This is a genomic window from Streptomyces sp. Ru62, from assembly GCF_002920615.1.
In the GTDB taxonomy this organism is placed as follows: Bacteria; Actinomycetota; Actinomycetes; order Streptomycetales; family Streptomycetaceae; genus Streptomyces.
The window spans coordinates 53,949-78,839 of the sequence record NZ_PQSU01000022.1 but is presented as its reverse complement, the minus strand read 5'-3'; the positions used below and the strand labels follow the sequence as shown (position 1 = coordinate 78,839).

Here is a 24,891-nt window from a genome sequence, read left to right as displayed (position 1 = left end):
CGAGAGCGGGCGAACTCGCAAAAGTTCGCCCGCTCTTTGACTGCCGGTCGGCTCAGCCCTTGAGGGCCGCCTCCAGCGCGGTGTTGAACTCGGCGACCGACATGGGCGCGTTCTTGCCGTCGGAGCCCGTCAGGGTCTTGCCGTCCATCTTCAGGGTCGGGGTGCCCGAGATGCCGTCCCTGTCGAAGAGCTTGGACTCCTCCAGCGCCCACCTGTCGTAGGTGCCGTCCTTCACGGCCTTCTGGAACGCCGCGTTGCCCTTCAGCGCGGGGACCGTGTCAGCGATCTCGATCAGGTAGCTGTCGTCCTTGAACTTGTCGGTGGTCTCCTCGGGGTGCCACTTCTTGGAGTACATCGCGGTCTTGTACTCCAGGAAGGCCTCGGGGCTGACGTTGAGCGCGGCGCCCAGAGCGCTGAGCGCGTTCTTGGAGCCCTCACCGGTCAGGTTCTTGTCGAGGAAGGTCGCACCGACGTACTGGATCTTGAACTTGCCCGCGTCGAGGTCCTTCTTGACGGTCGGGCCGACCACCTGCTCGAACTCGGCGCAGACCGGGCAGCGCGGGTCCTCGTACATCACCAGGGTCTTCTTGGCGCTGCTCTTGCCGAGGACGATCGTCGTGCCGTCCGTGCCCGAGGTGTTGGCCGGCTCGACGAGCTTGTCGTCCTTCGCGGCCTCCCAGTAGGCGGGCTTGTTGTTCTGCACGACGGCGTAGCCGATGCCGCCGGCCGCGGCCAGGACGGCCACGACCGAGGCGGCCACGATGAGCTGCCGCCTGGCCTTGTCGCGCTTGGCCTGCCGCTCGCGCTCCTGGCGCAGCCGCTCCCGGGCCGCCGTCTTCGCCGCCTGGCTGTTCCGCTTGCTCATATTGGTGATCTCCATGTGGGACGCGCACACGCTGTACGCGGAATACGTGTGGGGGACTGGTCGTGCTCAGGCGAATGCCGGGGAGCACGGCGGTCCACGCCGTCCCAGGGAGTGCGTGAGGAGCCGGTCGCGGGCGGCGGCGCGGCGCGGGGCCGGGCGGGGCAGCCGGCGGGCCGGCAGCGGCCGTGCGGCGACCGCGGCCACCGCCAGCAGCAGCGGCCGGAACGTGGTGGCGGCGACCGCCCGCAGCAACTGGGTCAGCGCCCGCTCGCCCCGGCGCAGCCAGGCGGCGGCGAGCAGCCCCACACCGATGTGCGCAGCGAGCAGCAGCCAGGCGGTGGCCGGACCGGCGTGGGCGAGCAGCGCCCCGGAATGGCCGGGACCACCGGCCATCTGGGTCAGCGGGGTGCCCACCCGGCCCTCGCACAGCACGTCCAGGCCGACCGCGCGCAGCGGACCGGCGACCGGACCGCCCGCGCGGCCGTAGCAGGCGTGCTGGCCGGTGGTGAACACCGTGTCGGCGGTCAGCTCCAGCGGGATCAGCAGGGCCGCGATCCGGCCGAAGCCGCGCTCACGGCCCGCCAGCGCGTACGCGGTGACGAACACCCCGGCGGCGACCGCGCCCACCGTCGCGGGCGGCAGCGGAACACGGGACAGCAGCACGTGCGACGCGGTGCTGAGCGTCACGACGAAGGCCGTGAACAGCGCCGCGCGCACGGCTCTGAGCTGGGTCCCGGATATGTCCATAGCAAAAGGAGAGTCTGTCACGTACGCCGGTAAGGGACCCCTAAAGGGTGCCTGTGAATCCGTGAAGGTTACAGCCCCGGAATCCGGCCGTTGCGGAACAGGTCGACGAAGATCTGGTGGTCGGCACGCGCGCGTGCGCCGTAGCTGTGCGCGAAGTCCACCAGCAGGGGCGCGAAGCCCTCCTCGTCGGCCGCGAGCGCCGCGTCGATGGCCCGCTCGGTGGAGAACGGCACCAGGGACTCGCCGGAGGTGTCGTCCGCCGCCGCGTGCATGGTCGCGGTGGCCCGGCCCAGGTCGGCGACGACGGCCGCGATCTCCTCCGGGTCGTCGATGTCGTCCCAGTCCAGGTCCACGGCGTACGGCGAGACCTCGGCGACCAGCTGGCCGGCGCCGTCCAGCTCGGTCCAGCCGAGCCACGGGTCGGCGTGCGCCTGGAGGGCGCGCTGGGAGATCACCGTGCGGTGGCCCTCGTGCCGGAAGTAGTCCGCGATGGCCGGATCCGTGATGTGCCGGGAGACGGCCGGGGTCTGGGCCTGCTTGATGTAGATCACGACATCGTTCTCCAGGGCGTCGCTGTGGCCCTCCAGGAGGATGTTGTACGACGGCAGGCCGGCGGAGCCGATGCCGATGCCCCGGCGGCCCACGACGTCCTTCACCCGGTACGAGTCCGGGCGGGCCAGGGAGGAGTCCGGCAGCGTCTCCAGATAGCCGTCGAAGGCCGCCAGGACCTTGTAGCGGGTCGCCGCGTCCAGCTCGATGGAGCCGCCGCCCGGTGCGAAGCGGCGCTCGAAGTCGCGGATCTCGGTCATCGAGTCCAGCAGGCCGAAGCGGGTCAGCGAGCGGGCGTCACGCAGCGCGTCCAGCAGCGGGCCCTGCGCGGTGTCCAGCGTGAACGGCGGCACCTCGTCCCGCTTGGCCCCCGTGGCCAGGGCGTGGATGCGCTCGCGGTAGGCGGCGGCGTAGACCGTCACCAGCTCGGTGATCTGCGCGTCGCTGAGGGCCTTCGCGTACCCGATGAGGGCGACCGACGCCGAGAAGCGCTTCAGGTCCCAGGTGAACGGGCCGACGTAGGCCTCGTCGAAGTCGTTGACGTTGAAGACCAGGCGGCCGTTGGAGTCCATGTACGTGCCGAAGTTCTCGGCGTGCAGATCGCCGTGGATCCACACGCGCGAGGTGCGCTCGTCCAGGTACGGGCCGCCGCGCTTCTCGGCGTCGAGGTCGTGGTAGAAGAGGGCCGCCGTGCCCCGGTAGAAGGCGAAGGCCGAGGCCGCCATCTTCCGGAACTTCACCCGGAACGCGGCCGGGTCGGCGGCCAGGAGCCGGCCGAAGGCGGTGTCGAAGACGGCGAGGATCTCCTCGCCGCGCTGCTCCTCGTCGAGCTGGGGGACCGACATCGCGGGGTGCCTCCTGGTGCGTGACCTGTACGACAGCGTTTCTGCCGTACCCAACGCACGAAGGTACGCGGGAGTGCCCGCCGTCACCCGGCCACCACCCGACATCGGGGCCGCTTCGCGCCAAGTCTTCATCTCGTTGTCAGTGCCGCGGCATAGACTTCGACGCTGACCCCAGAAGTGTCCGCCAGCCCGTCGCCGAGTGTTTCCCCCGGAGGCCTCACCGTGTCAAAGCCGCCCTTCACGCACCTGCACGTCCACACCCAGTACTCGCTGCTGGACGGTGCCGCGCGGCTGAAGGACATGTTCAACGCGTGCAACGAGATGGGCATGACGCACATCGCCATGTCCGACCACGGCAACCTCCACGGGGCGTACGACTTCTTCCATAGCGCGAAGAAGGCCGGAATCACCCCGATCATCGGGATTGAGGCGTATGTCGCCCCCGAGTCCCGGCGGAACAAGCGCAAGATCCTCTGGGGCCAGCCGCACCAGAAGCGGGACGACATCTCCGGTTCGGGTGGTTACACCCACAAGACGATGTGGGCCGTGGACAAGACCGGCCTGCACAACCTCTTCCGGCTCTCCTCCGACGCCTACGCCGAGGGCTGGCTGCAGAAGTGGCCCCGGATGGACAAGGAGACCATCGCCCAGTGGTCCGAGGGCATCGTCGCCTCCACCGGCTGCCCCTCCGGCGAGGTGCAGACCCGGCTGCGCCTCGGCCACTTCGACGAGGCCCTCAAGGCCGCCGCCGACTACCAGGACATCTTCGGCAAGGACAGGTACTTCCTGGAGCTGATGGACCACGGCATCGAGATCGAGCGCCGGGTCCGCGACGGCCTGCTGGAGATCGGCAAGAAGCTCGGCATCCCGCCGCTGGTCACCAACGACTCGCACTACACGTACGCGCACGAGGCGGGCGCCCACGACGCCCTGCTGTGCATCCAGACCGGCAAGAACCTCTCCGACCCCGACCGCTTCAAGTTCGACGGCACCGGCTACTACCTGAAGTCCACGGACGAGATGTACGCCATCGACTCCTCGGACGCCTGGCAGGAGGGCTGCGCCAACACGCTCCTCGTCGCCGAGATGGTGGACACCACCGGCATGTTCGAGAAGCGCGACCTCATGCCCAAGTTCGACATCCCCGAGGGCTACACCGAGGTCACCTGGTTCCAGGAGGAGGTCCGCCGCGGCATGGAGCGCCGCTTCCCGGGCGGTGTCCCCGAGGACCGCCAGAAGCAGGCCGAGTACGAGATGGACGTCATCATCCAGATGGGGTTCCCGGGCTACTTCCTCGTGGTCGCCGACTTCATCATGTGGGCCAAGCGCCAGGGCATCGCGGTCGGCCCGGGCCGGGGCTCCGCGGCCGGCTCGATCGTCGCCTACGCGCTCGGCATCACCGACCTCGACCCGATCCCGCACGGCCTGATCTTCGAGCGGTTCCTCAACCCCGAGCGCATCTCCATGCCGGATGTCGACATCGACTTCGACGAGCGCCGGCGCGTCGAGGTGATCCGGTACGTGACGGAGAAGTACGGCGCCGACAAGGTCGCCATGATCGGCACCTACGGCACCATCAAGGCCAAGAACGCGATCAAGGACTCCGCGCGCGTGCTCGGTTACCCGTACGCGATGGGCGACCGGATCACCAAGGCCATGCCCGCCGACGTCCTCGGCAAGGGCATCCCGCTGTCCGGCATCACGGACCCCAGCCACCCGCGCTACTCGGAGGCGGGCGAGGTCCGGGGGATGTACGAGAACGAACCGGACGTGAAGAAGGTCATCGACACCGCGCGCGGTGTGGAGGGCCTGGTCCGGCAGATGGGCGTGCACGCCGCCGGCGTGATCATGTCCAGCGAGACCATCACCGAGCACGTCCCGGTCTGGGTGAGGCACACCGACGGCGTGACCATCACCCAGTGGGACTACCCGAGCTGTGAGTCGCTCGGCCTGCTGAAGATGGACTTCCTGGGCCTGCGCAACCTCACGATCATGGACGACGCCGTCAAGATGGTGAAGGCCAACAAGGGGATCGACATCGACCTCCTGAGCCTCCCGCTCGACGACCCCACGACCTTCGAGCTGCTCCAGCGCGGCGACACCCTCGGCGTCTTCCAGTTCGACGGCGGCCCCATGCGGTCCCTGCTGCGGCTGATGAAGCCGGACAACTTCGAAGACATCTCCGCCGTGTCGGCCCTGTACCGCCCGGGCCCGATGGGCATGAACTCCCACACGAACTACGCGCTGCGCAAGAACGGGCAGCAGGAGATCACGCCGATCCACCCCGAGCTGGAGGCGCCGCTCAAGGAGGTCCTGGACGTCACCTACGGCCTGATCGTCTACCAGGAGCAGGTGCAGAAGGCCGCCCAGATCATCGCGGGCTACTCGCTCGGCGAGGCCGACATCCTCCGCCGCGTGATGGGCAAGAAGAAGCCGGAGGAGCTGGAGAAGAACTTCGTCATCTTCCAGGCCGGCGCCCGCAAGAACGGCTACAGCGACGAAGCCATCCAGGCGCTCTGGGACGTGCTGGTCCCGTTCGCCGGCTACGCGTTCAACAAGGCGCACTCCGCGGCGTACGGCCTGGTGTCGTACTGGACGGCGTACCTGAAGGCGAACCACCCCGCCGAGTACATGGCGGCCCTGCTCACCTCGGTCAAGGACGACAAGGACAAGTCCGCGGTCTACCTCAACGAGTGCCGGCGCATGGGCATCCGGGTGCTCCCGCCGAACGTCAACGAGTCCGAGGCCAACTTCGCCGCCCAGGGCGACGACGTGATCCTCTTCGGCCTGTCCGCCGTCCGCAACGTCGGCACCAACGTGGTCGAGTCGATCATCAAGTGCCGCAAGGCGAAGGGGAAGTACGCCTCCTTCCCCGACTACCTCGACAAGGTCGACGCGGTGGTCTGCAACAAGCGCACCACCGAATCGCTGATCAAGGCCGGCGCCTTCGACTCGATGGGCCACACCCGCAAGGGCCTCATGGCCCAGTACGAGCCGATGATCGACAACGTGGTCGCGGTCAAGCGCAAGGAGGCCGAGGGCCAGTTCGACCTCTTCGGCGGGATGGGTGAGGAGACCAGCGACCAGCCCGGCTTCGGCCTCGACGTGGAGTTCACCGACGACGAGTGGGACAAGACCTACCTGCTCGCCCAGGAGCGGGAGATGCTCGGTCTGTACGTCTCCGACCACCCGCTCTTCGGCCTGGAGCACGTGCTCTCCGACAAGGCGGACGCGGGCATCGCCCAGCTCACCGGCGGTGACTACGGGGACGGCTCGGTGGTGACCATCGGCGGCATCATCTCCGGCCTGCAGCGCAAGATGACCAAGCAGGGCAACGCCTGGGCCATCGCCACCGTCGAGGACCTGGCGGGCTCCATCGAGTGCATGTTCTTCCCGGCCACCTACCAGCTGGTGTCCACCCAACTCGTCGAGGACGCCGTGGTGTTCGTCAAGGGCCGCCTCGACAAGCGCGAGGACGTGCCCCGGCTCGTCGCCATGGAGCTGATGGTCCCGGACCTGTCCAACGCGGGCACCAACGCGCCCGTCGTGCTCACCATCCCGGCCGTGAAGGTGACGCCGCCGATGGTCAGCCGCCTCGGCGAGATCCTCAGCCACCACAAGGGCGACAGCGAGGTCCGGATCAAGCTCCAGGGCCCGCGCAAGACCACCGTGCTCCGCCTGGACCGGCACCGGGTCAAGCCCGACCCGGCGCTGTTCGGCGATCTGAAGGTGCTGCTCGGCCCGTCCTGCCTGGCCGGCTGAGGCCCGGCGGAGGGCATCGGGAAGGGCATCGAGGAGGCATGAACGCGAAGGGGCGCACCCTTACGGGTGCGCCCCTCACCTGTGCCCGGGCTTCAACTGCCCTTTAGTTGTGGCCGAAGCTCTTCTGCTTCTTGCGCGCGGCCTCCGAAGGGCTGCCCGGGGCGTGCGCCATGGGCGGCTCGTGCTCCTCCGCCTGCGGACGCTGCGCGTGCTCGGACTGCGGAGCGCGGTTCTGCGGGCCGGACTGCTTGCGGTTCTTGTTCTTGGCCATGGTGATCTGCCTCCTGTGGGGGATCTAGGGGCCAGGGCCGGGACCAGATTCACATACGCTGACATCAAGCGCATGTCGGATAATTACCGTGTGTGACAGGGGTGGTGGGCGTACCGGAACCGCAAACGCCACGCCGAAGATCGAGTTCGGGCCGTTAACCCCCGCGTGGTCGGGCAGACTCGAAGGAAGTCCGAAGCAAAACCTCCCGGGAAGAGGGTGAGTCGCGTGGACCGCTGCATCGTCCTGGTGGACGCCGGGTATCTGCTGGGAGCCGCCGCCAGCCTCCTCGCCGGTGAGCCCTCGCGGTCCCGGATCACCGTCGACCACGCCGCGCTGATCCAGGCGCTGCGGGAACGCGCGGAGTCCGACACCGAGCGCCCCCTGTTGCGCATCTACTGGTTCGACGGCGCCCCCGACCGGGTCCCCCAGCCGGAGCATCGCCGGCTGCGCGTGATGCCCCGGGTCACCGTCCGCCTCGGCGCGCTCACCCGCAGTGACGGACGCTGGGCCCAGAAGGGCGTCGACGCCGCCATGCACGCGGAACTGACCGAGCTGGCCCGCAACCGCGCCTGCTCCGACGTCGTCCTCGTCACCGGCGACGGCGATCTGCTGCCCGGCATGATGGCCGCCAAGGAGCACGGCGTCGCCGTCCACCTGTGGGCCGTCCAGGCCGCCGACGGCGACTACAACCAGTCCGAGGACCTGGTCGCCGAGGCCGACGAACGGCGCGTGCTGGACCGTGCCTGGATCACCCAGGCCGTCCGCGCCAAGGAGCTGACCGGCGTCTGCGCCCCGCCGCCCGCGCCCCGCCCCGAGATCGCCGCGATCCTCTCCGCGCCGCTTCCCGAGTCCGCCCTCGGCACCGCGGCCGAGCGGCCCGCCGAACAGCCCGCCCACCCGCCGGCCGCCGCCGCCGAGAACGGCTCCCAGGAGCGGGTGACCGCCTCCAAGGGCGTCCCGACCCCCAAGGACCTGGCCGCGCTGCGCGCACCCGGCACCCAGCCCGTCCAGCACCCGGCGACCGCGACCCTGCGCTGGTCCTCCGACAAGGGCTGGGTCGACCGGCCGGGCGTGGTCGCCGAGCCCCCCGAGGTCGCCTCCATGCCGACGCTGGCCCAGCTCACCACCGCCGAGCAGCGGTGGGCCGACCGGGAGGAGGACATCACCACCGTCGGCGGCGACCCGTACGAGGTCGGGCAGGTCTTCGCCCGCCGCTGGATGTCCCGGCTCGGCGACCAGGGTCATCTGCAGCGGCTGTCGCAGATGTACCCGCGCATCCCGCACCGGATCGACGGGGAGCTGCTGCGGTACGCGGCCCGGTTCGGGCTGCTCGCCCACAAGGACGACCAGATCGACGAGCACGACCGTTACGCCATTCGGGCGGGGTTCTGGCGGGAGATCGACGTCCCGGCGGCGGCCGAACAGCACGCGCCCGCCGCCGACTGAACGCCCGGATCCGCCCCCAAGGGCGAGTAAAGGGCCCCGACCCCGTAGGCTCGTCCCTTGTGAGTACGCGCGCGGGACAGGCACTTCGGTACGACGAGGTCGTACGCGTGCGCGGGCTCGGCAAGACCTACCCGGCCGTCAAGGGCCGGCGGGGCGCCCCGGGCACCCCCGAGGTGCGGGCCACCGACGGGGTCGAACTGGACGTGCGGCGCGGCGAGGTCTTCGGGCTGCTCGGCCCCAACGGCGCCGGCAAGTCCACCCTCGTACGGCAGCTCACCGGGCTGCTGCGCCCGGACACCGGCAGCGTCGAGATACTCGGCCACGACATCGTGCGCCATCCCGAGCGGGCCGCCCGGCTCCTCGCCTACCTGGGCCAGGAGTCCACCGCACTGGACGAGCTGACCGTCTCCCTCGCCGCCGAGACCACCGGGCGCCTGCGCGGCCTGGACGTCCGGCGGGCGCGGGCCGAGCGGGACGCCGTCCTGGAGGAACTGGGGCTGACCCCGATCGCCGGACGGGCGCTGAAGAAGCTGTCCGGCGGCCAGCGGCGGCTCGCCTGCTTCGCCACCGCGCTCGTCGGGGAACGGCCGCTGCTCGTGCTGGACGAGCCGACCACCGGCATGGACCCGGTGGCCCGGCGCGCGGTCTGGGCCGCCGTGGACCGGCGGCGGGCCGAGCGCGGTACGACCGTGCTGCTGGTCACCCACAACGTCATCGAGGCCGAGACGGTCCTGGACCGGGTCGCCGTGCTCGACCAGGGCCGGGTCATCGCCTGCGACACCCCCGCCGGACTCAAGGCACGGGTCGCCGGCGAGGTGCGGGTGGAGCTGGTGTGGCGGGAGCGGGCGCCGCTGGAGGTGCCCGAGGTCGCCGTGCTGTACGAGCGGGCCGTGGAGTCCGGCCGGCGCTGGACGCTCCGGCTCGCGCCCGAGGAGGCCCGCGCCGTCGTCGCCACGGTGACCGGCGGCGCCGCCTTCGCCGCCCTGGACGACTTCACGCTCGCCACGCCCAGCCTGGAGGACGTCTACCTGGCGCTGGGCGGCGCGGCCCGGCAGGGGCTGGTGAAGACGTGAGCGCACCGGCCATGGAATGCGTGGAGGTCTGCGCGACCGCCGGGGTGGACAGGCCCGCCGTGGCGACTGCCGCAGGGAAGAGGAGCAGCCCGTCGTGAGTGTCGTACCCGCCGAGGTTCTGCCGGGCGGTGCCCGGGCCGTACCGGACACGGCGGCCGGCGCGGCCGAGCTCGGGCCGTCCGCGCGGCTGTGGCCGTCGTTGGTGGCCGTCTACCGGGCGCAGCTCTCCCGGGCCCGGGTGGCGCGGATCCCGCTGCTGTTCGTGGCCACGTTCCAGTCCATCGGCATCGCCGTGATGATGCGCGGTGTCGTCGACAGCGGCCACGAGGCCCAGTCCGTGGTGGCCGGGTCCTCCGTGCTGGTCGTCGCGTACGTCGCGCTGAACCTGCTGTCGCAGTACTTCGGGCAGCTGCGGGCCAGCGGCGGGCTCGACCACTACGCCACACTGCCGGTGCCGCCGGCGGCCGTGGTGCTGGGCGCGGCGGCGGCGTACGCCTCCTTCACCGTGCCGGGGACCCTGGTGACGGCCGTCTTCGGCTGTGTGCTGTTCGGGCTGCCGCTGTCCAACCTGTGGATCCTGGTGGCCGTCATCCCGCTCGCCGGGGCCGCGCTGGCCGGCCTGGGCGCCGCCTGCGGGCTGCTCGCGCCCCGGCCGGAGCTGGCCACGCTGCTCGGCCAGCTCGGCATGTCGGCCGCGCTGCTGCTGGGCGTGCTGCCGGCCGACCGGATGCCGGAGATCGTACGGCTGGCCCGTGATCTGCTGCCATCGACCTATGGCGTGGAGGCGTACGCGCGGACCTTCGGGGCGGACCCCGACTGGGCCGTCGTCCTCGCTGACCTGGGTGTGTGCGCGGGTGTCGGTGTGGTCTCGCTGGCCGTGGCGGCCTGGGCGTACCGCAGGGCCGCCGTCCGGTGACGCGGCCCACAGCGCGAGCTGGCACGATAGTCGGGTGACCGCACCGCTGACTCCGCCTCCTCCGCCGCACGAGAACTCCCCGCACCAGGTCTGGCAGGCGCCGCCGCCCGCCGGTGCGCCGGGTGCGGGCGCGTACGAACAGGACGGCCCCGGGATGAAGACGGAACTGCGGGAGGCCGCCGTGATCACGGTGGCGCTGGCGCTCGGCGGGGTGCTGCTGGGGCTGCTGTGGTGGTGGCTGGCGCCGCACGTGCCGCTGATCGGTGACGAGGTCGACAAGAACTGGGTCGTCTACGTGAAGGACACCGAGGGCGAGCAGGCGGTCGGGGTGGACGGAACGTTCATCCTGCTGGGGCTTGCCTTCGGTCTGGTCAGCGCCGTGGTGGTGTTCCTGCTGCGGCGGCGCGGGGGTGTGCCGCTCGCGGTGGCCCTCGGCCTCGGCGGGCTGCTCGGGTCGCTGCTGGCCTGGCGGCTCGGGGTGTGGCTGGGGCCCGAGTCGGACGTGCTCGCGCACGCGCAGGCCGTGGGCAAGGGCGTGACGTTCTCCGCGCCGCTGGAGCTGTCGGCGAAGGGGGCGTTGCTGGCGTGGCCGTTGGCGGGGTTGCTGGTGCATCTCGGACTGACCGCGCTGTTCGGGCCCCGCGACCCCGAGCTGCCGTACGGCGAGAGGCCGTGACGGACGCCGTGGAGTGAGGCGCTGTGGCGGACGCCGTGGAGTGAGCGGGGCGGGCGAGCCCGTCAGCCGCGTCCGATCGGCGCCGGCACCGCCTCCGTCAGCTTCGCCAGGTCCCCCGGCGCCAGCTCGACCTCCAGGCCCCGGCGGCCCGCCGAGACGCAGATCGTCGCGTGGGACTGTGCCGAGTCGTCGATCACCGTCGGGAGCTTCTTGCGCTGGCCGAGCGGGGAGATGCCGCCGCGGACGTAGCCCGTGGTGCGTTCGGCGAGGGCCGGGTCGGCCATGCTCGCCCGCTTGCCGCCCACCGCCGCCGCCAGGGCCTTCAGATCCAGCGAGCCGGCCACCGGGACCACACCGACCACCAGGGAGCCGTCGACGTCGGCCACCAGGGTCTTGAAGACACGGTCGGGGGAGACTCCCATCGCCTCCGCCGCCTCCTCGCCGTAGGAGGGGTGGGACGGGTCGTGGTCGTAGGCGTGGACCGTGAAGTCCACGCCCGCCGCCGTCAGGGCCACCGTCGCGGGCGTTCCCCCGGACTGCTGCTTCTTCGACTTCTTCGCCATCTGGGTGTCGTGCTTCCCTCAGTTCAGACTCGTCGGCGTCCGCGTCAGCTCGAACGCGGGCAACGACGGCAGACTACGGATGATGGACGTCTCCGCGCGAAGGAGTTTCAGCTCGTCCCGGAGCCGGGAGGCGGTGTCCGGGGCCTGGAGCAGCCGCTGCTTGGTCGGCGTGTCGTGCACCATCGCGGCGGCCACCAGGTACGACACCACGCCCGGGTCGTCGGGCAGGTCGGCACCGGTGGACAGCGAGCGCTCGCGGGCCCCCGCCAGACGCTTCTGGTACTGGCGGAAGGAGCGCAGGACGCCCTCCGCCAGCGCGCCGGCCTCGTCCCCGGGCTCCTCGGGCAGCTCCTCCAGCTCGGCGGTCAGGAACGGCCCGGACGCGTCCACGGACAGCAGGCGGACACGCGTCGTGCCCGTCGCCAGGACCTCGAAGGTGCCGTCGGACCGCTCCCGGATGGTCGCCGCGTCCGCCACACAGCCCACCCCGTGGAAGGCCTTGAGCGGGTCGGGGCCGAAGCCGGCGGCCGGGCCCCGGTCGGGCTGGGCCGTGGGGTCCGGCATGCCCGGGGCGCTCGGCGCGACCTCGTGGCCGTCGCGGATGGCGACGACCGCGAAGCGGCGCGGCTCCTCCTCGGGGGTCTTCAACAGCGCGCGCATCATGGCGCGATAACGCTCCTCGAAGACGTTCAGCGGCAGCACGAGCCCCGGGAACAGCACCGAGTTCAGCGGAAAGAGCGGGAGACGGACGGTGGTCACGGCGCCCCAGCCTAGTGGTCGGCGGCGCGGGCGTGTCCGCCGTGCTCGCCGAGGGGGTCCCGGGACGCCGTCAGCAGCCCGGCCGGGGCGGGCCGCGGGAGCGCCGTCTCCAGGTGTTCGCGCACGCGCAGGAAGTGGCCGAGCGGGTCGTCCGAGATCCGGTCCCAGGGGAAGGAGGTGGCGTAGGGGCCGATCAGGCGCAGCTGGGTGCGGGCGTCCTCCCAGCGGTCCAGTCGCAGCAGGACGTACAGCAGTTTGTTGCGGACCTCGGCGGGCCACGGGTCGGCCGCCGGAAAACGCCCGGAGAGCTCGATGGCGCGGTCGGCCGCCGCGTCCAGCCGGGCGCGCGGCACCTCGGGGTCGCAGTCGTCGGTCAGGCAGCCGAAGGCCGCCCGGGCGGGCAGCGCCTGGACGAGCGAGTCGGCCGGGGCGTCCTGCGCGGCGCGCTCGGCGAAGTCGAAGCACGCCCGGTGCGAGCCATGGGGGCTGTGGGGCGTGTCTCCCCACTGGGCGCAACAGAAGGCGGCCAGGTAGCGCAGGGCGGCCACATGGCAGCCGTAGTGGTGCGGGGCGCGCCGGACGGCCGCCTCCCACAGCTCCTCGAAGTAGCGGTGCCCGGCCCGCGAGCCGCGCGCGTGGTCGAGCGCGATCCGCCAGGGCACCGGGTCGCGGTCGTCGGCGCGGGCGGCGGCGGTGATGAGCGGGCTCACCTCGCGCAGCAGCTCGGCCCGGGCGGGCGAGGGCCAGGCGCGGTCCACCGCCAGCTGGGCCCCGAGCAGCAGCACGCCGGGGTCGTCCGGGGCGGCGGCGCGCCACTCCTCGTACCACTCGGGGCGCGAGCGGGCGAAGGCGGTCAGGCGCCGTACGTACCGGTCCCGGTTCTCCCACTCGGTCGCGGTGCGGGTGGCGGCGAGCAGGCCGGCCGCGGCGGCGTACTCGCCCCGGCCGGCCGCGACCAGCGCGGGTGAGAGGCGGTCGTCGGGCGCGTCGAGCACGGCCTCGTCCCCGGCCGGCGGGCGGTCGGCCGGGCGCGCGGAGCGTTTGGTCATCCGGGTGGGGCGGATGAACGAGGGCAGCAGAGCCATGGTCCGACCATTGAAAGTCCGCAGGTCGGGGCGGCGCCAGAGGGCCCGGGCAAGTCATGGAAAGTTGTACGTGCGAGAGTCAAGGAGCGGTAAAGGGTGAATGTGCATGTTGTGCGGGGTGTGTGCGTGAAGGGCAGATTCCGTCAGCGTTGATGGATTGCGCCTGATGGCTCGCGTCGGCCGCGCGCCGTGTTCCGTCGGTGCCGCCGTGTTCCGTCGGCTCCGCCGTGTTCCGTCCGCTCCGCCGTGTTCCGTCAGCTCCGCCGCAGCAGCCGGGTCGCGCCCGCCGCCACCGTCGTCGCCAGGACCCAGCCGATCAGGATCAGCCCCGCCGCCAGCCACTGCCAGCCGCCGCGCAGCTGCCACTGGCCCGCCTGGCCCAGGTCGATCACCGGCAGCAGCAGGTCCAGCGTGAACAGCGCCGGGCTCCACACCGGGTGGCCGCCGGAGCTGACCGGCGGATGGTCCGCGCGGGCGAAGGCGAGCGTGCCCGCCGCCCACAGCACCGCCATCCACACCGCGGCCCGGCCCGGGCGGTAGCCGTAGGCGACCGTCCAGTCCTGGAGGTAACCCCAGAACTTGCCGGCCAGCGGCAGCGTCTCGCGCCGCCGGCGCTGCTTGGCGAGCAGCACCTCGCGCGCGTCCTCGTCCTCCCCGGCCGCGCGCAGCACCGCCGCCAGCCGCTCGTACGGCTCCGGGGCGTACTCGGCGGTGGCCGCCGCCACCCAGTCCAGGCGCTGGGTCAGCGGGAACGGGCCCTGCGGCACCAGGCTCTCGTAGGCGAACCCGCCCATGTGCAGATTGCCCGCGTCCGGCCAGCTGCTCGCCCGGTCCACCAGGTTCACCACCCGCGCGCCGGACAGCACCACCTTGCCGCGCTCCGGCTTGTCCCCGAGGAAGCGCAGCTCCGGCGTCTGCACCCGGCGCAGCGACAGTTCCTGGTCGTCGGTGAGGGCGAACCGGGCCCGCTCCAGGTCGACGGCGTCCCCGAACCGCCCGTCGTCCAGACGCACCCCGCCCCGGGACTCGAACCGCTGGATGCGTGTCCCGCGCGCGGGTGTCGTGCCGCTCAGCAGCGGGTTGCCCACACCGGCCGGGGTCAGGTACAGGGTCCGCTCGACCGTCAGCTGGGGGGCGTTCAGGGCGAAACGGGCGTAGGGGTTGGCGAGCCTGGCGCCGCGCAGGCTGAGCGAGACGCCGATCTGGGCGCCGCGCAGGCTGAACTCGCCGTGCGACTCCAGCATCTCCGCCTGGAGGTCCTGGCCGACGGTCAGCCCGTCGGCCGCGATCGACCGCCCGCTGCGGTCCCGGTAGGCGACCGCCTGGTTGAGCAGCAGATCGGTGCCGATGTGCGCGTCCGTCAGCCGGACCCCGTTCTGGAAGCGGCAGCGCGGCAGATGCAGATCGCCCTCCGTGTGCACGCGGGCGGCCTCCAGGCGGGGCACCGCGCAGTCCACCAGGCGCAGGGTCGTGAACCGGGCCTCCGGCAGCCGGATCTCCTCGTCGAAACGGCAGCCGCGCAGTTCCACGTACGGCGTGACCTGGCCGCCCGCCAGGTCCAGCGGGTCGGTGACGCGCACGCCGACGAGCTTGAGCGCGGACACCCGGCCGGCGAGCGCCGGCGGGCCGTCGAGGAGCAGCCAGCAGACGATACGGGCCCGTACGGTCCGCTCCGGACCCCAGGGATGCCCGCCGTGCGGATCGTCCACCGCGAAGTCGCCGCTGCTCAGGTCGTACACGCTGCCGTTGCGGAAGGCCTGCCACATGCCCGCCTCGGTCGCGGTCAGGTCGTCCGGCAGGTCCCCCGTGCGGATGCCGGCCCCCTCGCTCACCGTTCTCCTCTTCTCGCCTCTTCCGGTTCGCTGGTTTTCGTACAGCCGTTCATGCCCTCTGTGACCGCCGGGACACCACCCGTGAAGGTGATCTTCCGGGTTCCGGCCACCCTCTGTACCAGTCATTGACCCACGTCTGTACCGGCCATTGACCCACGGTCTGTATCAGCCATTGATACGCGCGGACGGCTGCCGACGGCGGTCTGAGAGAATTGGGACTGTGATTTCCCGAATCGATCTGCGCGGCGACGCCCTTCCCGAGGGCCCCGCCCTGCGCGACCTGCTGCCCCGAGCCGACTTCGACGTTCAGGCCGCCCTGGAGAAGGTGCGCCCGATCTGCGAGGCCGTGCATCATCGTGGCGACGCGGCGCTGATCGACTTCGCCGAGAAGTTCGACGGAGTGCGGCTGGAATCCGTCCGTGTCCCGGCCCAGGCACTCACCGACGCGCTCGCCGGACTCGACCCGGCCGTGCGCGCCGCCCTGGAGGAGTCCATCCGGCGGGCCCGGCTGGTCCACCGCGAGCAGCGCCGTACGACCCACACCACGCAGGTCGTGCCCGGCGGCTCGGTGACCGAGAAATGGGTTCCGGTCGAGCGCGTCGGGCTGTACGCGCCCGGCGGCCGCTCGGTCTACCCGTCCTCCGTGGTGATGAACGTGGTGCCCGCCCAGGAGGCCGGCGTCGAGTCCATCGCGCTCGCCTCGCCGGCCCAGGCCGAGTTCGGCGGACTGCCGCACCCGACGATCCTCGCCGCCTGCGCCCTGCTCGGTGTGGACGAGGTGTACGCGGCCGGCGGCGCCACCGCCGTCGCGATGTTCGCGTACGGCACGGAGTCCTGCCCGCCCGCCAACATGGTCACCGGACCCGGCAACATCTGGGTCGCCGCCGCCAAGCGCTACTTCACCGGCAAGATCGGCATCGACGCCGAGGCCGGCCCGACCGAGATCGCGATCCTCGCCGACGCCGGCGCCGACCCGGTGCACGTCGCCTCCGACCTGATCAGCCAGGCCGAGCACGACCCGCTGGCGGCGGCCGTCCTGGTCACCGACTCCGTCGAGCTGGCGGACGCGGTCGAGAAGGAGCTGGAGCCGCAGGTCGCGGCCACCAAGCACGTCGAGGACCGGATCGTGCCCGCGCTGAAGGGCAAGCAGTCCGCCATCGTGCTGGTCGACGGCATCGACGAGGGCCTGCGGGTCGTCGACGCGTACGGCGCCGAGCACCTGGAGATCCAGACCGCCGACGCGGCGGCGGTCGCCGACCGGGTCCGCAACGCCGGCGCGATCTTCATCGGCCCCTGGGCCCCCGTCTCGCTCGGCGACTACGCCGCCGGCTCCAACCACGTGCTGCCCACCGGCGGCTGCGCCTGCCACTCCTCGGGGCTGTCCGTCCAGTCCTTCCTGCGCGGCATCCACATCGTGGACTACACGAGGGACGCGCTCGCCGAGGTCGCCCACCACGTGGTGACGCTGGCGGAGGCGGAGGACCTGCCCGCGCACGGCGCGGCGGTCAAGGCGAGGTTCGGCTGGAAGGTACCCGAGAGCAAGTGAGCGACGTGCGGATCGACGATCTCCCCGTACGGGACGAGCTGCGTGGCAAGTCCCCCTACGGCGCGCCCCAGCTGGACGTCCCCGTACGGCTGAACACCAACGAGAACCCCTACCCGCTGCCCGAGCCGCTGGTCGAGCGGATCGCGGAGCGGGTGCGGGAGGCCGCCCGCGGCCTGAACCGCTACCCGGACCGGGACGCGGTCCAGCTGCGCACCGAACTGGCCAAGTACCTGACGAAGACCGGGAAGTACCCGCTCGGCATCGAGAACGTGTGGGCCGCCAACGGCTCCAACGAGGTCATCCAGCAGCTGCTGCAGACCTTCGGCGGGCCGGGCCGCACGGCGATCGGCTTCGAGCCGTCGTACTCGATGCACGCGCTCATCGCGCGCGGTACCGGCACCGGCTGGATCTCCGGGCCGCGGCGCGAGGACTTCACGATCGACCGGGCCGCAGCCGAGCAGGCGATCGCCGAGCACAAGCCGGACGTCGTCTTCATCACCACCCCCAACAACCCCACCGGCAACGCGGTCCCGCCGGAGACCGTCCTCGCGCTGTACGAGGCGGCCCAGGCGGCCAAGCCGTCCATGGTGGTCGTGGACGAGGCGTACATCGAGTTCAGCCACGGCGACTCGCTGCTGCCGCTGCTCCAGGGCCGCCCGCACCTGGTGATCTCCCGGACGATGTCCAAGGCGTTCGGCGCGGCCGGCCTGCGCCTCGGCTACCTGGCCGCGCACCCGGCGGTCGTGGACGCCGTCCAGCTCGTCCGGCTGCCGTACCACCTGTCGGCGATCACCCAGGCGACCGCCCTGGCCGCGCTGGAGCACACCGACACGCTGCTCGGGTACGTCGAGCAGCTCAAGGCGGAGCGGGACCGGCTGGTCGCCGAGCTGCGTGCGATCGGCTACGAGGTGACCGAGTCCGACGCGAACTTCGTGCAGTTCGGCCGGTTCGCCAGCGCCCACGAGGCCTGGCGGAAGATCCTCGACCGGGGCGTCCTGGTCCGGGACAACGGGGTTCCGGGATGGCTGCGGGTGTCAGCCGGCACCCCGGAGGAGAACGACGCGTTCCTCGACGCGGTCCGTGAGTTGAAGAAGGAGCTGTGACGCATGAGCCGCACAGGACGCGTGGAGCGCACCACCAAGGAGACGTCGGTGCTGGTCGAGATAGACCTCGACGGCACCGGCCGGACCGACATCGCCACCGGCGTCGGCTTCTACGACCACATGCTCGACCAGCTCGGCCGGCACGGTCTGTTCGACCTGACCGTCAAGACCGACGGCGACCTGCACATCGACTCCCACCACACCATCGAGGACACCGCCCTCGCGCTCGGCGCCGCCTTCAAGCAGGCACTCGGCGACAAGGTGGGCATCTACCGCTTCGGCAACTGCACGGTCCCGCTGGACGAGTCCCTCGCCCAGGTCACCGTCGACCTGTCCGGCCGCCCGTACCTCGTGCACACCGAGCCCGAGAACATGGCGCCGATGATCGGCGAGTACGACACGACGATGACCCGGCACATCCTGGAGTCCTTCGTCGCCCAGGCGCAGATCGCGCTGCACGTGCACGTACCGTACGGGCGCAACGCGCACCACATCGTGGAGTGCCAGTTCAAGGCGCTGGCCCGGGCGCTGCGTTACGCCTCCGAGCGCGACCCGCGCGCGGCCGGCATCCTCCCGTCGACGAAGGGCGCGCTGTAACCCATGACCGGTCTGTCGACCCTCCTGATCGTCGTCGGCCTCTTCCTGGTCGGCGGCATCATCTCCTTCGTCAAGCAGAAGATGCCCACCAGCCTGATCGTGCTGCTCTCGATCGGCGCGGGCCTGTGCCTGGTGGCGGGCGTCATGCGGCTGGAGGTGTGGAATTGAGCACCAGGTCCACGAACAAGAAGGTCGTCGTCTTCGACTACGGCTTCGGCAACGTCCGCTCCGCCGAGCGGGCCCTCGCGCGCGTGGGCGCCGACGTCGAGATCACGCGCGACTTCGACAAGGCGATGAACGCCGACGGCCTGCTCGTGCCGGGCGTCGGCGCCTTCGCCGCCTGCATGACGGGCCTGCGTGCCGCCCGGGGCGACTGGGTCGTGGACCGCCGGCTGTCCGGCGGGCGCCCGGTCATGGGCATCTGCGTCGGCATGCAGATCCTCTTCGCACGCGGCATCGAGCACGGCGTGGAGGCCGAGGGCCTGGACGAGTGGCCCGGCACGGTCGCGCCGCTCCAGGCCGACGTCGTGCCCCACATGGGCTGGAACACCGTGGACGCCCCGGCCGACTCACAGCTGTTCGCCGGCCTGGACGCCGACGCGCGGTTCTACTTCGTGCACTCCTACGCCGTCCACGACTGGGCCCTGGAGTCCCACAACCCGGTGATCGAGGCCCCCAAGGTCACCTGGTCGACGCACGGCAAGCCGTTCGTGGCCGCCGTGGAGAACGGCGCCCTGTGGGCCACCCAGTTCCACCCCGAGAAGTCCGGCGACGCCGGCGCCCAGCTCCTCACCAACTGGATCGGAACCCTGTAGACCATGGCCAAGCTCGAACTCCTCCCCGCCGTCGACGTCCGCGACGGCCAGGCCGTCCGCCTCGTGCACGGCGAGTCCGGGACCGAGACCTCCTACGGCTCCCCGCTGGAGGCCGCCCTCGCCTGGCAGCGGTCCGGCGCCGAGTGGCTGCACCTGGTCGACCTGGACGCCGCGTTCGGCACCGGCGACAACCGCGCCCTGATCGCCGAGGTCGCGGGGGCCATGGACATCAAGGTGGAGCTGTCCGGCGGCATCCGCGACGACGACACCCTCGCCGCCGCCCTCGCCACCGGCTGCACCCGGGTGAACCTCGGCACGGCCGCCCTGGAGACCCCCGAGTGGGTCGCCAAGGTCATCGCCGAGCACGGCGACAAGATCGCCGTCGGCCTGGACGTGCGCGGCACCACCCTGCGCGGCCGGGGCTGGACCCGCGACGGCGGCGACCTCTACGAGACGCTGGAGCGCCTGAACAAGGAGGGCTGCGCCCGCTACGTCGTCACCGACATCGCCAAGGACGGCACCCTCCAGGGCCCCAACCTGGAGCTGCTGAAGAACGTGTGCGCCGCCACCGACCGGCCGGTCGTGGCCTCCGGCGGCGTGTCGTCCCTGGACGACCTCCGTGCCATCGCCCAACTGGTGCCCCTCGGTGTCGAGGGCGCCATCGTAGGGAAGGCGCTGTACGCGAAGGCGTTCACCCTGGAAGAGGCCTTGGAGGCTGTGTCGTCATGAGCGGAGCCGTGCGGCGCGTGCAGAGCGGAAGTCCCTGGGAAGAGAGTTTCGGGTTCGCGCGCGCCGTCGCGGCGGGTGACCGGGTGCTGGTGGGCGGCACGACGTCCTTCAAGGGCACCGTGCTGTACGGGGAGGGCGACCCGTACGAACAGGCCAAGGTGGCCTTCACCAGCGCCCTGGAAGCGATCGGGGAGTTCGGGCTCGGCATCGAGTCCGTGATCCGCACGCGGATGTACCTGACCCATGTGCGGGACGTGGACGCCGTCGGGCGGGCCCACCAGGAGCTGTTCGACGCCGTCCGCCCGGTCTCGACCCTGCTGGTCGTGGAGGGCTTCGTCGACCCGCGCATCCTGGTCGAAGTAGAACTAGAAGCATTCAGAGGCTGAAGGCCTTAAGGAGCCGTGGATTCATGACCCTGGCGGTCCGAGTCATCCCCTGCCTGGACGTGGACAACGGCCGGGTCGTCAAGGGCGTCAACTTCCAGAACCTGCGCGACGCCGGCGACCCCGTCGAAATGGCCAAGGTGTACGACGCCGAGGGCGCCGACGAGCTGACGTTCCTGGACATCACCGCGTCCTCCGGCAACCGTGAGACGACGTACGACGTGGTGCGCCGCACCGCCGAGCAGGTGTTCATCCCGCTGACCGTCGGCGGCGGCGTCCGCACGGCCGAGGACGTGGACAAGCTGCTGCGGGCGGGCGCCGACAAGGTGGGCGTCAACACGGCGGCCATCGCGCGCCCCGACCTGATCCGCGAGATCGCCGAGCGGTTCGGCCGGCAGGTGCTGGTCCTCTCGGTGGACGCGCGCCGCACCCCCGAGGGCACCTTCGAGGTCACCACCCACGGCGGCCGGCGCGGCACCGGCATCGACGCGGTGGAGTGGGCGCACCGGGCGGCCGAGCTGGGCGCGGGGGAGATCCTGCTGAACTCCATGGACGCGGACGGCACGAAGGACGGCTACGACCTGGAGATGATCGCGGCAGTGCGCAAGCACGTGACCGTCCCGGTGATCGCCTCCGGCGGCGCCGGCAAGCTGGCCCACTTCCCGCCGGCCATCGACGCGGGCGCGGACGCGGTCCTCGCGGCCTCGGTGTTCCACTTCGGGGACCTGCGGATCGGTCAGGTGAAGGAGACGTTGCGGGGGGCGGGGCACCCGGTGAGGTAGCCGCCACATCGACAGGCCCCGGCCGGGTGGCCGGGGCCTTTGCGCGGGCAGATACGAAAGGAAACTTGCGCAAACAATATTGCGCAGTTTCTCTTTCGTATCTAGGGTTCGGTGTCATGGCACGCGAGGAGAACCGCCGGATCACGGACATCGGGACGCTCAAGGCGCTCGCCCATCCGCTGCGCATGAAGCTCTACCGGCTGTTGTTCGTCGCGGAGGCCGCCACCGCCTCACAGCTCGCCGAGCAGGTGGACGAGGCCGTCTCCCTCGTCAGCTACCACCTGCGCAAACTGGCCGAACACGGTCTCGTCGAGGAGGCCCAGCCGCGCAGCGCGGACGGGCGGGAGCGCTGGTGGCAGCCGGCGTCCGACGGCGTCACCATCCGCGACGAGGACTTCCAGGACGCCCCCGAGAAGGCGGCCGCGCACCTGGCGGCCTCGCGGATGTTCCTGGAGCAGCGCGCCGAGATGTACCGGAGGTACCTCGACGAACGCGCCCACTGGGGACCCGAGTGGAACACGGCGGCCCACGACTCGGAGTCCCTGCTCCGGCTCACCGCCGGTGAACTCGCCGAGCTGAAGAAGGACCTGACCGACCTGCTCAAGCGGTACGACGAGCGGGGGCGGGCCCGCGAGGCCGCCGGTGACACCGAGGGGCGCGAGCATGTCGCGCTGCACGTGTACGGCTTCCCGTTCCGCGTCTGACGTCTGAGAGGACAGCCCTCCCGTGACCGCCACGCTCATACCGCCGGCCACCGCGCGGGCCCACCGCGACCCCAATGTGCTGCGCTGGCTCGGGGCCTACACCTCCTCGATGCTCGGCGACAGCGTCTACTACCTCGCCCTGTCCTGGGCCGCCGTCCAGACGGGGAGCCCCGCGCAGGCCGGGCTCGTGATGTCGGCCGGCGCGCTGCCCAGGGCCGTGCTGATGCTCGGCGGGGGAGTGGTCGCCGACCGGTTCGGGCCGCGCCGGGTCGTCATCGGCAGTGACGCCGTACGCTGTGCCGCCGTCCTCGCCGTGGCCGCCCTGCTGTTCCTCACCAGCCCCGGGCTGTGGCCGCTCGCCCTGCTGGCGCTGCTCTTCGGCACCGTCGACGCCGTGTTCATGCCCGCCGTGGGCGCGCTGCCGGCCCGTCTCACCGAGAAGGACCAGCTCGCCCGGGTCCAGGGCATGCGCGGCCTCGCCATCCGCTTTTCGAGCGTCGTCGGCGCCCCGCTCGGCGGACTCGCCGTGGCCACCGGCGGAGCCCCGGCCGCGTTCACCGTCGCCGGGCTCCTGATCGCCCTGTCGGTACCGCTCCTGGTGTCGGTGCGGATGCGGGAGCGGCCGATGGAGAGAACGCCCGGCACGGCGGGAACCGCCTGGAGCGACCTGAAGGCCGGGCTGCGGTACATCCGGCGGCACCGGGTGCTCGCGCCGCTGATGGTCGTCATCGCCCTCGGTGACCTCGGCTTCGTCGGGCCGCTGAACGTCGGGCTGACCCTGCTCGCCGACGCCCGGGGCTGGGGTGCCGCGGGCATGGGCTGGGTGCTCGCCGGGTTCGGGGCCGGCGCGGGGGCCGCCTCGCTGCTGCTGACCGTGCGGGGGAGGCTGCCGCGCGCCGGGCTGGTCGCCGGGTACGCCATCATCGCGGGCTGCGTGGCCATCGGCGCCCTCGCCTACGTACCGGGTCTCGTCACCGCCGTCGCCACGGCCGTGCTCGTCGGCCTGCTCACCGGGCTCAGCGGCGCGATGTGCGGCGCCCTGCTGCAGACCCAGTCCGACCCCGCCTACCTCGGCCGGGTCACCTCCGTCGCCAGCCTGGTCAGCCTCGGCCTCACCCCGCTGAGCATGCCGTTCGCCGCCGCCGCGATCGGCGCCTGGGGCCTCGGCCCGGTGTTCGTCGCCAGCGCGGTCGTCTGCGGGCTCGGCGGGGCCGTCGCCCTCGCCGTGCCGGCCCTGCGCCGCGCCGAACTCCCGGGCTGACCGCCGTTCACTCCCTGGGCTGGACCAGCTGCACCAGATTGCCCACCGTGTCGTCGAACACCGCCGCGATCACCGGCCCCTGCTCCTGCGGCGGGTGCGTGAACCGGACGCCCAGGCCGCGCAGCCGGTCGTACTCCGCGCCCAGATCGTCCACGGAGAAGACGATGCACGGCAGCCCCGCCTCGTACAGCGCCCTGCGGTACGGCTCCGCGATCGGGCCCTGGCCGGGCTCCAGCAGCAGCTGGAGATCCGGCTGGGCCCCCTCCCGCGCCCCGACCGTCACGAACAGCGTGCCGTCCCCGAGGTCCATGTGCGTGCGGGTCTCGAAGCCGAGGACGCCGGTGTAGAAGGCGTGCGCCGTCGCCACGTCGTCCACGTACACGCCGGTCATCGCCACCTTGATCACGGGCCGGCCCTCTCAGATGCCCAGCTGCTTGGATTGCAGCGCGGCGATCGCCTCGGTGTCGCCGTCCAGCTCCACCTTGGCCGCGCGCTGCCGTCCGTACGCGAACATCAGCAGCTCCGACGGCTCACCGGTCACCGTGACCACCGGGGTGCCCCGGTGCGCCACCGCCGTCTGGCCGTTCGGGCGGCGCAGCACCAGACCCGTCGGCGCACCCCGGCCCATCAGCCGCGCGGCGCGTTCGAGGCGGGACCACAGCGCGTCCTGGAAGACCGGGTCCAGCTCGCGCGGGCTCCAGTCCGGCTGGGCGCGGCGGACGTCCTCCGTGTGGACGTAGAACTCCACGATGTTGGCCGCCTCGTCGACCTGCTTGAGCTGGAAGGGCGAGAAGCGCGGCGGACCGGTACGGATCAGCTGGATCAGCTCCTCGTACGGCTTCGCGGAGTACTCGGCCATCACCTTCTCCAGACGCGGTGCGAGCTGCTTGATCAGCGTGCCCCCCGCCGCGTCCGGGCGGCGCTCGCGCACGACCACGTGCGCGGCCAGGTCCCGGGCCCGCCAGCCCTCGCAGAGGGTTTCGGCGTCCGGCCCGGCGGTTTCCAAGAGGTCGGCGAGAAGAAGCCGTTCACGCTTGGCGAAGGTCGACATGCTGTCAGCCTACGACCGCGTAACCGGTCCGCCCACCCGTCCCCTCCCAGGGAGGCGCCGCGCGCCGCCGTGACCATTCCATGGACGGCCGCGTCCCGCGGGCGGTCCCGCGCGGCACAATGTGACCCATGACCAGTACGACCGGTGCCTCCCGGCCCAGCAGCCTCGACCCGGAGATCGCCGCGCGGCTCAAGCGCAGCGCCGACGGGCTCGTCCCCGCCATCGCCCAGCAGTACGACACCGGAGAGGTGCTCATGCTCGGCTGGATGGACGACGAGGCGCTGCACCGGACCCTGACCACCGGCCGCTGCACCTACTGGTCGCGCAGCCGCCGGGAGTACTGGGTCAAGGGCGACACCTCCGGCCACGTCCAGTGGGTGAAGTCGGTCGCGCTGGACTGCGACGCCGACACCCTGCTGGTCAAGGTCGACCAGGTCGGCGCGGCCTGCCACACCGGCGCCCGCACCTGCTTCGACACGGACGTGCTCCTCAAGGACGCCGATTCGGGCGTACCCGGACCCGGTCAGTAAG

The 24,891-nt window shown here is 71.7% G+C and carries 26 protein-coding genes; 16 read left to right on the top strand and 10 right to left on the bottom strand.

Annotated elements, in window-relative coordinates:
* Positions 1-52: 52 nt before the first annotated feature.
* From C3492_RS27915 to C3492_RS27905, 3 genes are all read right to left on the bottom strand, one after another.
* On the bottom strand, positions 53-865 hold the full coding sequence (locus C3492_RS27915) for a thioredoxin domain-containing protein (protein ID WP_103815216.1): 813 nt from the start codon (positions 863-865) through the stop codon (positions 53-55).
* A gap of 66 nt (positions 866-931) precedes the next feature.
* Positions 932-1,612 carry a hypothetical protein gene (locus C3492_RS27910; RefSeq protein WP_103815214.1) on the bottom strand — a complete coding sequence of 227 codons (681 nt, stop codon included), beginning with the start codon at positions 1,610-1,612 and terminating at the stop codon, positions 932-934.
* Between the two features lie 68 nt (positions 1,613-1,680).
* Entirely contained in the window at positions 1,681-3,006 is a 1,326-nt protein-coding gene (locus C3492_RS27905; protein WP_103815212.1) for a DUF2252 domain-containing protein, read from the bottom strand.
* Positions 3,007-3,228: 222 nt separating this feature from the next.
* Here C3492_RS27905 and dnaE point away from each other — a divergent pair, with 222 nt between their 5' ends.
* Positions 3,229-6,768, top strand: a complete 3,540-nt coding sequence (dnaE, locus tag C3492_RS27900; RefSeq protein WP_103815210.1) for a DNA polymerase III subunit alpha — start codon at positions 3,229-3,231, stop codon at positions 6,766-6,768.
* 103 nt (positions 6,769-6,871) lie between these two features.
* On the opposite strand, the gene C3492_RS44800 is transcribed toward dnaE, so the two are convergent.
* A complete protein-coding gene (locus tag C3492_RS44800; RefSeq protein ID WP_165951540.1) occupies positions 6,872-7,039 on the bottom strand; it encodes a hypothetical protein in 168 nt (55 codons plus the stop codon).
* A gap of 225 nt (positions 7,040-7,264) precedes the next feature.
* Between C3492_RS44800 and C3492_RS27895 the strand changes: the two genes are divergently transcribed.
* The 4 genes from C3492_RS27895 to C3492_RS27880 all read left to right on the top strand — a co-directional run bounded on the left by C3492_RS27895 (position 7,265) and on the right by C3492_RS27880 (position 11,150).
* Positions 7,265-8,485, top strand: coding sequence for an NYN domain-containing protein (locus C3492_RS27895; protein WP_103815209.1), 1,221 nt, complete (start codon positions 7,265-7,267; stop codon positions 8,483-8,485).
* A 59-nt stretch (positions 8,486-8,544) separates the two neighbouring features.
* Positions 8,545-9,558: an ABC transporter ATP-binding protein gene (locus C3492_RS27890; RefSeq protein WP_103815207.1), complete on the top strand. Its 1,014-nt coding sequence runs from the start codon at positions 8,545-8,547 to the stop codon at positions 9,556-9,558.
* 94 nt (positions 9,559-9,652) lie between these two features.
* Entirely contained in the window at positions 9,653-10,474 is an 822-nt protein-coding gene (locus C3492_RS27885) for an ABC transporter permease (protein WP_103815205.1), read from the top strand.
* 34 nt (positions 10,475-10,508) lie between these two features.
* Complete coding sequence (locus tag C3492_RS27880) at positions 10,509-11,150, top strand: AAA family ATPase (protein ID WP_103815204.1); 642 nt, start codon at positions 10,509-10,511, stop codon at positions 11,148-11,150.
* A 62-nt stretch (positions 11,151-11,212) separates the two neighbouring features.
* On the opposite strand, the gene ybaK is transcribed toward C3492_RS27880, so the two are convergent.
* From ybaK to C3492_RS27860, 4 genes are all read right to left on the bottom strand, one after another.
* Positions 11,213-11,713, bottom strand: coding sequence for a Cys-tRNA(Pro) deacylase (gene ybaK / locus C3492_RS27875; RefSeq protein WP_103815202.1), 501 nt, complete (start codon positions 11,711-11,713; stop codon positions 11,213-11,215).
* An 18-nt stretch (positions 11,714-11,731) separates the two neighbouring features.
* Positions 11,732-12,472, bottom strand: a complete 741-nt coding sequence (locus tag C3492_RS27870; RefSeq protein WP_103815200.1) for an LON peptidase substrate-binding domain-containing protein — start codon at positions 12,470-12,472, stop codon at positions 11,732-11,734.
* Positions 12,473-12,483: 11 nt separating this feature from the next.
* Entirely contained in the window at positions 12,484-13,557 is a 1,074-nt protein-coding gene (locus tag C3492_RS27865) for a hypothetical protein (RefSeq protein WP_103815198.1), read from the bottom strand.
* A 254-nt stretch (positions 13,558-13,811) separates the two neighbouring features.
* Complete coding sequence (locus tag C3492_RS27860; RefSeq protein ID WP_103815196.1) at positions 13,812-15,389, bottom strand: oxidoreductase; 1,578 nt, start codon at positions 15,387-15,389, stop codon at positions 13,812-13,814.
* 220 nt (positions 15,390-15,609) lie between these two features.
* On the opposite strand from C3492_RS27860, the gene hisD reads away from it, so the two are divergent.
* From hisD to C3492_RS27815, 10 genes are all read left to right on the top strand, one after another.
* Positions 15,610-16,935 carry a histidinol dehydrogenase gene (hisD, locus tag C3492_RS27855; protein WP_103815195.1) on the top strand — a complete coding sequence of 442 codons (1,326 nt, stop codon included), beginning with the start codon at positions 15,610-15,612 and terminating at the stop codon, positions 16,933-16,935.
* Positions 16,932-18,038 carry a histidinol-phosphate transaminase gene (locus tag C3492_RS27850; RefSeq protein WP_103815193.1) on the top strand — a complete coding sequence of 369 codons (1,107 nt, stop codon included), beginning with the start codon at positions 16,932-16,934 and terminating at the stop codon, positions 18,036-18,038. The genes hisD and C3492_RS27850 overlap by 4 nt, the downstream gene beginning before the upstream one ends.
* A 3-nt stretch (positions 18,039-18,041) precedes the next feature.
* Complete coding sequence (gene hisB, locus C3492_RS27845; RefSeq protein WP_030605410.1) at positions 18,042-18,635, top strand: imidazoleglycerol-phosphate dehydratase HisB; 594 nt, start codon at positions 18,042-18,044, stop codon at positions 18,633-18,635.
* 3 nt (positions 18,636-18,638) lie between these two features.
* A complete protein-coding gene (locus C3492_RS44795; RefSeq protein WP_014672133.1) occupies positions 18,639-18,803 on the top strand; it encodes a hypothetical protein in 165 nt (54 codons plus the stop codon).
* The gene (hisH, locus tag C3492_RS27840) at positions 18,794-19,450 is read left to right on the top strand and encodes an imidazole glycerol phosphate synthase subunit HisH (RefSeq protein ID WP_103815191.1); all 657 of its coding nucleotides are present in this window, start codon (positions 18,794-18,796) and stop codon (positions 19,448-19,450) included. The genes C3492_RS44795 and hisH overlap by 10 nt, the downstream gene beginning before the upstream one ends.
* 3 nt (positions 19,451-19,453) lie before the next feature.
* Entirely contained in the window at positions 19,454-20,179 is a 726-nt protein-coding gene (gene priA, locus C3492_RS27835) for a bifunctional 1-(5-phosphoribosyl)-5-((5-phosphoribosylamino)methylideneamino)imidazole-4-carboxamide isomerase/phosphoribosylanthranilate isomerase PriA (RefSeq protein ID WP_103815189.1), read from the top strand.
* Positions 20,176-20,565, top strand: a complete 390-nt coding sequence (locus C3492_RS27830; protein ID WP_103815187.1) for a RidA family protein — start codon at positions 20,176-20,178, stop codon at positions 20,563-20,565. Before priA ends, C3492_RS27830 begins: the two co-directional genes overlap by 4 nt.
* A gap of 23 nt (positions 20,566-20,588) precedes the next feature.
* The gene (hisF, locus tag C3492_RS27825; protein ID WP_030990941.1) at positions 20,589-21,344 is read left to right on the top strand and encodes an imidazole glycerol phosphate synthase subunit HisF; all 756 of its coding nucleotides are present in this window, start codon (positions 20,589-20,591) and stop codon (positions 21,342-21,344) included.
* A gap of 116 nt (positions 21,345-21,460) precedes the next feature.
* A complete protein-coding gene (locus tag C3492_RS27820) occupies positions 21,461-22,048 on the top strand; it encodes a transcriptional regulator (protein ID WP_103815185.1) in 588 nt (195 codons plus the stop codon).
* A gap of 22 nt (positions 22,049-22,070) precedes the next feature.
* Positions 22,071-23,309, top strand: coding sequence for an MFS transporter (locus C3492_RS27815; RefSeq protein WP_103815183.1), 1,239 nt, complete (start codon positions 22,071-22,073; stop codon positions 23,307-23,309).
* Positions 23,310-23,316: 7 nt separating this feature from the next.
* Here the strand turns inward: C3492_RS27815 and C3492_RS27810 are convergent, their stop codons facing one another.
* The gene (locus C3492_RS27810) at positions 23,317-23,715 is read right to left on the bottom strand and encodes a VOC family protein (RefSeq protein ID WP_103815181.1); all 399 of its coding nucleotides are present in this window, start codon (positions 23,713-23,715) and stop codon (positions 23,317-23,319) included.
* Positions 23,716-23,727: 12 nt separating this feature from the next.
* Positions 23,728-24,360 (bottom strand): TIGR03085 family metal-binding protein, encoded by a 633-nt coding sequence (locus C3492_RS27805; protein ID WP_103815179.1) that lies wholly within the window; start codon positions 24,358-24,360, stop codon positions 23,728-23,730.
* Positions 24,361-24,488: 128 nt separating this feature from the next.
* On the opposite strand from C3492_RS27805, the gene hisI reads away from it, so the two are divergent.
* Positions 24,489-24,890, top strand: coding sequence for a phosphoribosyl-AMP cyclohydrolase (gene hisI / locus C3492_RS27800; protein WP_103815177.1), 402 nt, complete (start codon positions 24,489-24,491; stop codon positions 24,888-24,890).
* Position 24,891 lies beyond the last annotated feature (1 nt).

What these genes read in the sequence shown, in the direction of transcription:
- C3492_RS27915 (WP_103815216.1), bottom strand. Translation starts at nt 865, where the DNA reads ATGAGCAAGCGGAACAGCCAGGCGGCGAAGACGGCGGCCCGGGAGCGG.
- C3492_RS27905 (WP_103815212.1), bottom strand. Translation starts at nt 3,006, where the DNA reads ATGTCGGTCCCCCAGCTCGACGAGGAGCAGCGCGGCGAGGAGATCCTC.
- C3492_RS27820 (WP_103815185.1), top strand. Translation starts at nt 21,461, where the DNA reads ATGGCACGCGAGGAGAACCGCCGGATCACGGACATCGGGACGCTCAAG.
- hisB (WP_030605410.1), top strand. Translation starts at nt 18,042, where the DNA reads ATGAGCCGCACAGGACGCGTGGAGCGCACCACCAAGGAGACGTCGGTG.
- C3492_RS27865 (WP_103815198.1), bottom strand. Translation starts at nt 13,557, where the DNA reads ATGGCTCTGCTGCCCTCGTTCATCCGCCCCACCCGGATGACCAAACGC.
- C3492_RS27830 (WP_103815187.1), top strand. Translation starts at nt 20,176, where the DNA reads ATGAGCGGAGCCGTGCGGCGCGTGCAGAGCGGAAGTCCCTGGGAAGAG.
- C3492_RS44800 (WP_165951540.1), bottom strand. Translation starts at nt 7,039, where the DNA reads ATGGCCAAGAACAAGAACCGCAAGCAGTCCGGCCCGCAGAACCGCGCT.
- priA (WP_103815189.1), top strand. Translation starts at nt 19,454, where the DNA reads ATGGCCAAGCTCGAACTCCTCCCCGCCGTCGACGTCCGCGACGGCCAG.
- C3492_RS27910 (WP_103815214.1), bottom strand. Translation starts at nt 1,612, where the DNA reads ATGGACATATCCGGGACCCAGCTCAGAGCCGTGCGCGCGGCGCTGTTC.
- C3492_RS27805 (WP_103815179.1), bottom strand. Translation starts at nt 24,360, where the DNA reads ATGTCGACCTTCGCCAAGCGTGAACGGCTTCTTCTCGCCGACCTCTTG.
- hisI (WP_103815177.1), top strand. Translation starts at nt 24,489, where the DNA reads ATGACCAGTACGACCGGTGCCTCCCGGCCCAGCAGCCTCGACCCGGAG.
- ybaK (WP_103815202.1), bottom strand. Translation starts at nt 11,713, where the DNA reads ATGGCGAAGAAGTCGAAGAAGCAGCAGTCCGGGGGAACGCCCGCGACG.
- C3492_RS44795 (WP_014672133.1), top strand. Translation starts at nt 18,639, where the DNA reads ATGACCGGTCTGTCGACCCTCCTGATCGTCGTCGGCCTCTTCCTGGTC.
- hisF (WP_030990941.1), top strand. Translation starts at nt 20,589, where the DNA reads ATGACCCTGGCGGTCCGAGTCATCCCCTGCCTGGACGTGGACAACGGC.